Origin of the sequence: Agrococcus citreus (genome assembly GCF_039527715.1) — a bacterium.
In the GTDB taxonomy this organism is placed as follows: domain Bacteria; phylum Actinomycetota; class Actinomycetes; order Actinomycetales; family Microbacteriaceae; genus Agrococcus; species Agrococcus citreus.
In genome coordinates this window covers 20,460-25,111 of the sequence record NZ_BAAAKK010000003.1, presented here as the reverse complement: position 1 = coordinate 25,111, position 4,652 = coordinate 20,460, and the positions used below count along the sequence as shown (strand labels likewise).

Below are 4,652 nucleotides of genomic sequence, written 5' to 3'. Positions count from 1 at the left end.
GACGACGGCATCGGCGCCATCGTCGTCACGGGCTCCGCGCGCGCCTTCGCGGCCGGCGCCGACATCAAGGAGATGGCCTCGAAGTCGGCCGCCGAGATGCGCGCCGACGACCACTTCGGCGAGTGGCTGCGGTTCGCATCGGTGCGGAAGCCCGTGATCGCGGCGGTGTCGGGCTACGCGCTCGGCGGTGGCCTCGAGCTCGCGCTCATGTGCGACATCATCCTCGCGGCCGATTCGGCGACGTTCGGGTTCCCGGAGGTCTCGCTCGGCGTCATCCCGGGCATCGGCGGCACGCAGCGGCTCGTGCGCGCGGTCGGCTACCCGAAGGCGGCCGAGATCATCCTCACCGGGCGTCGCATCGGCGCCGACGAGGCGGAGCGCGCCGGCCTCGTGTCGCGCGTCGTGCCGGCCGACCGGCTGCTCGACGAGGCGAAGGAGCTCGCGGCCGGCATCGCCGCGAAGCCGCTCACCGCGCTCGTGGCCGCGAAGACCGCGATGGATGCCGCGCTCGAGCTGCCGCTCGCGGAGGGCCTCTCGCTCGAGACCGAGCAGTTCACGGCGCTCTTCGACACGGCCGACCAGCAGGAGGGCATGGCGGCGTTCAGCGAGAAGCGGGAGCCGCGCTTCCAGCACCGCTGAGCGGAGGCCCGCTCGCCGCGAGCACCGCAACGGACCCGCTCCACCGATCGGGACCCGGTGCACCAGGTCCGGTTCGGTGGAGCGGGTCCGCTTCGCGCGGGGCCGGGGCGACGAGCGGCCGCGGCCTCAGCTGGGGTCGATCGACGCTTCGAAGGCGAACTCGGGCGCCGCGTTGAGCCCCGCCGAGCCGTGCCGGGCGCCCGTCTCGACGAGCAGCCGCAGCCGCGCGAGCAGGTCGGCCCATCCGAAGTCGTACGAGCGGCGCATCGCGGCCACGTCGCCGCCGCCCCACAGCCGCACCGAGTCGTGCCGCACGCTCACGCGGGTGCCGGCGCGCGCGGGCTCGACGTCGAACCGCACCTCGCCGTCCCATCCGGCCCCCATGCCCATCTGGCCGCGCCACGCGAAGACGCGCCCCGGCACGCAGATCGTCACCGTGCCCCACAGCGCCGACGCGTCGCCGAGCTGCTCGACGACGGCGTCGCCCGCGCGCAGCGGCAGCAGCACGGCGCTCGGGCCGTCGAGCAGCAGGTAGGGCGCGCCCCACCACGCGGCGGTGTCGTCGACGAGCGCATCCCAGACGCGATCGGGATGCGCGGCGACCTCGGTCGACTGGCGCACGTGGAACTCGGTGTCGGCCATGCGCTGCTCCTCGGTCGCCGCGGTGTCGGATGCGGTCTCGTGCCACCGTCGCCGTCCACCGCCCCGCGCGTCAACCCCCGCCTGTGATCTCGACGTCGCGGGTGGTCGCACGACGCGCATGCAGCGCCGAGCGACCACCCGCGACGTTGAGGAACCGAGGGGTGAGAGGGCTCTCATCCGCCGCTCCTTCGCGGCTCACCGCCGGTCGTGAGAGTGGGTGTCAGACGCAAGGGGCCGCCCGGGCCCCCACCACCTGAAGGAGCAGACCATGAACACCAAGTGGATCGCCATCGGCACCCTCGGCACCCTCGGCCTCGGCGCGATCGCGGCGAGCGCGGCGGGCGTCGCCAACGCGGTCGAGCTGCGCGCCGCCGACGGCAGCGCGCTCGAGTCGAGCACGGTCCGCGGCGACCTGCTCGAGCGCGGCACCGTCTCGATCAAGACGACCGGCGACCACGCATCGGTCATCTCGGCCGCATCCGCCGCATCCGCCGCGTCCGCCGACGCCGACTCGGCTGTCGCGCCGTCGGCCACGCAGTCGGCCGTCTCGCCGGCCTCGGCGCAGTCGCCCGCCTCTGCACCGTCGGCGACGCAGGCACCCGCGCCGGCCACGGCAGCGCAGGCTCCCGTCCAGGCGCCCGCGCCCGCGGCGGTCGCGGCTCCCGCGCCCGCCGCAGACTCCGCCTCGAGCCCCGCGTACTCGGCCCCGACCGCCGTCTCGGCACAGTCGGCTCCCTCGGCCGGCTCGAACGACTGACCGACGCCCCTCCGACCGCAGCGCCCCGCCCACTCGGCGGGGCGCTGCGGCGTTGCGCTGAGGGCGCACGGACTCGCGCCTGGCGCGCGGGAAGCGTGCCCTAGAGTCGGATGGCGCCCCGCACCCCCGTTCACCGAGGAGCACCATGGCAGAGCCCGAGATCAAGAAGGGACTCGCTGGCGTCGTCGCCGACACCACCGAGATCTCGAAGGTCAACCCCGACACCAACTCCCTCCTCTACCGCGGGTACCCGGTGCAGGAGCTCGCGACGCAGCCGTTCGAGGCCGTCGCGCACCTCCTCTGGCACGGCGACCTGCCCACCGACGAGCAGCTCGCCGAGCTGCGCCGCCGGGAGCGCTCGCTGCGCGCCCTGCCCCACAACGTGCGCTCCGTGATGGATGCGCTGCCGTCGCACGCGCATCCGATGGACGTCGTGCGCACGGCCGTCAGCATCGTCGGCGCGAACGACCCCGAGGCGAACGACCCGTCGACCGACCTCGACAAGGCGTTCCGGCTCTTCGCCGTGCTGCCCGCGATCGTCAGCTACGAGCAGCGCCGCCGCAACGGCCTCGAGCTCGTCGAGCCCCGCGACGACCTCGACTACGCCGCGAACTTCCTCTGGATGTCGTTCGGCGAGGAGGCCGACCCGGTCGTCGTCGAGGCGTTCAACCAGTCGATGGTGCTCTACGCCGAGCACTCGTTCAACGCATCCACCTTCACCGCCCGCGTCGTCACCTCGACGCTCGCCGACCTGTACTCGGCCGTCACCGCCGCGATCGGCGCACTCAAGGGCCACCTGCACGGCGGCGCCAACGAGGCCGTCATGGAGGTCTTCGACGAGGTCGGCGACCCGTCGAAGGCGGATGCGTGGATGCAGACCGCGCTCGACGAGAAGCGCAAGATCATGGGATTCGGGCACCGCGTCTACAAGAACGGCGACTCCCGGGTTCCCACGATGCGCGCCGCCCTCGAGCGGCTCGCCGAGCACTACGGCTCGCCCGAGACGCTCGAGATGTACACCGCGCTCGAGCAGGCGATGGCCGACCGCAAGCCCATCAAGCCCAACCTCGACTTCCCGTCGGGGCCTGCGTACGCGCTCATGGGCTTCGACGTGCCGATCTTCACGCCGCTGTTCGTCGCGGCGCGCGTGACCGGCTGGACCGCCCACATCATCGAGCAGCGCGCGAACAACGCGCTCATCCGCCCCCTCTCGGCCTACAGCGGACCCGACGAGCGCCATGTCGCCGGCGTCGACGCATCCGCACTGCCCGAGGACACATCGACCATCGAGGAGACCGCATGACCGCTGACCACCGCATCCCCAGCCTGCAGCTGAACGACGGGCGGACGATCCCGCAGCTCGGCTTCGGCGTCTTCAAGGTCGACCCCGACGAGACCGAGCGCATCGTGCTCGACGCGTTCGAGGCCGGCTACCGCCACATCGACACGGCGGCGATCTACCGCAACGAGCAGGGCGTGGGCCGCGCGATCGCGGCCTCCGGCATCCCGCGCGACGAGCTCTTCATCACCACGAAGCTCTGGAACGACCGCCGCGGCGAGGCCGAGGCGCGCGCCGCGCTCGGCGAGAGCCTCGAGAAGCTCGGGCTCGACCGCGTCGACCTCTACCTGATCCACTGGCCCACGCCGTCGGCCGGCAGCCCGGTCGAGACGTGGGAGACGCTCGGCGCGCTGCGCGACGAGGGCCTCACGACGTCGATCGGCGTCTCGAACTTCGACGAGCGCTACCTGCCCGAGATCCTCGAGACCGGCTTCGTGCCGGCCGTCGACCAGATCGAGCTGCACCCGCAGTTCCAGCAGCGCGCGACGACCTCGCTCGCCGCCGAGCACGACATCAAGATCGAGGCGTGGGGACCGCTCGGCCAGGGCAAGGTCGACTACGCGTCGACCGTCATCGGCGAGATCGCCGAGCGCCACGGCATCTCGTGGGCGCAGGCGACGATCGCGTGGCACCTGCAGTCGGGCCGCATCGTCTTCCCGAAGTCGAACCGCCGCGCGCGCATGGCGGAGAACATCGCCGCCGCGACCGTGCAGCTCACGGCCGACGACATCGCCGCGATCGACGCGCTCGACCAGGGCGAGGCCGGCCGCGTGTCGGCCGACCCGGCGGAGGTCAGCTAGCCGCCAGCCGCGCTCCCGGACCCGAGTCCGGCAGGAGGGCCCGCGATCGCGGGTCCGCCTGCGGAGCTCGGGTCCTGCTGGTTCGCGGACCCGTTCCACCGAGCGGGACTTGGTGCACCGGGTCCCGGATGGTGGAGAGGGTCCGGGTAGGACTGGCGCGAGGCGCGCGTCAGCGCAGGAGGGACGCGATGCGGGGGCCGAGTGCCGCCGCGACCCGCTCGGGATCGCGGTCGCCGCCCGCGACCAGGAACGAGTGGTCGCCGCCCGCGACCCAGTCGACCCGCGCATCCGGGAGCTCCGCGACCAGGCGGTCGAGCGCATCCCCTGACTGGAACGGATCGTTCGTGCCCTGCAGGAACCGCTGGGGGAGCGCGATGTCGCGGAGGTGCTCGTCGCGCACGCGCTCGGGCTTGCCGGGCGCGTGCAGCGGGTAGCCGAGGTAGAGGAGGCCGGCCGCGGGCATGCCCTCGGCGAC

General features: G+C 73.2%; 5 protein-coding genes and 1 pseudogene. 4 read left to right on the top strand and 2 right to left on the bottom strand.

Translation table 11 applies throughout. The features are described 5' to 3' along the window. Window positions 1–639: enoyl-CoA hydratase-related protein (locus ABD106_RS05450; RefSeq protein ID WP_343918175.1), on the top strand; the 639-nt coding region annotated here is incomplete at its 5' end. Between the two features lie 126 nt (window positions 640–765). Here the strand turns inward: ABD106_RS05450 and ABD106_RS05445 are convergent. After that, the gene (locus ABD106_RS05445; protein ID WP_343918173.1) at window positions 766–1,281 is read right to left on the bottom strand and encodes an SRPBCC family protein; all 516 of its coding nucleotides are present in this window, start codon (window positions 1,279–1,281) and stop codon (window positions 766–768) included. A 268-nt stretch (window positions 1,282–1,549) separates the two neighbouring features. Here ABD106_RS05445 and ABD106_RS05440 point away from each other — a divergent pair, with 268 nt between their 5' ends. From ABD106_RS05440 to ABD106_RS05430, 3 genes are all read left to right on the top strand, one after another. Then, window positions 1,550–2,038 carry a hypothetical protein gene (locus ABD106_RS05440; RefSeq protein WP_343918171.1) on the top strand — a complete coding sequence of 163 codons (489 nt, stop codon included), beginning with the start codon at window positions 1,550–1,552 and terminating at the stop codon, window positions 2,036–2,038. A gap of 145 nt (window positions 2,039–2,183) precedes the next feature. Then, window positions 2,184–3,341, top strand: a complete 1,158-nt coding sequence (locus ABD106_RS05435; protein WP_343918169.1) for a bifunctional 2-methylcitrate synthase/citrate synthase — start codon at window positions 2,184–2,186, stop codon at window positions 3,339–3,341. Continuing rightward, window positions 3,338–4,177: an aldo/keto reductase gene (locus ABD106_RS05430; RefSeq protein WP_343918167.1), complete on the top strand. Its 840-nt coding sequence runs from the start codon at window positions 3,338–3,340 to the stop codon at window positions 4,175–4,177. The genes ABD106_RS05435 and ABD106_RS05430 overlap by 4 nt, the downstream gene beginning before the upstream one ends. A gap of 169 nt (window positions 4,178–4,346) precedes the next feature. Here ABD106_RS05430 and ABD106_RS14530 read toward each other — a convergent pair. Then, window positions 4,347–4,652, bottom strand: a pseudogene (locus ABD106_RS14530) (alpha/beta family hydrolase); the annotation flags it as partial.

Coding starts and splice junctions, on each gene's coding strand:
- ABD106_RS05445 (WP_343918173.1), bottom strand. CDS start 1,281: ATGGCCGACACCGAGTTCCACGTGCGCCAGTCGACCGAGGTCGCCGCG.
- ABD106_RS05440 (WP_343918171.1), top strand. CDS start 1,550: ATGAACACCAAGTGGATCGCCATCGGCACCCTCGGCACCCTCGGCCTC.
- ABD106_RS05435 (WP_343918169.1), top strand. CDS start 2,184: ATGGCAGAGCCCGAGATCAAGAAGGGACTCGCTGGCGTCGTCGCCGAC.
- ABD106_RS05430 (WP_343918167.1), top strand. CDS start 3,338: ATGACCGCTGACCACCGCATCCCCAGCCTGCAGCTGAACGACGGGCGG.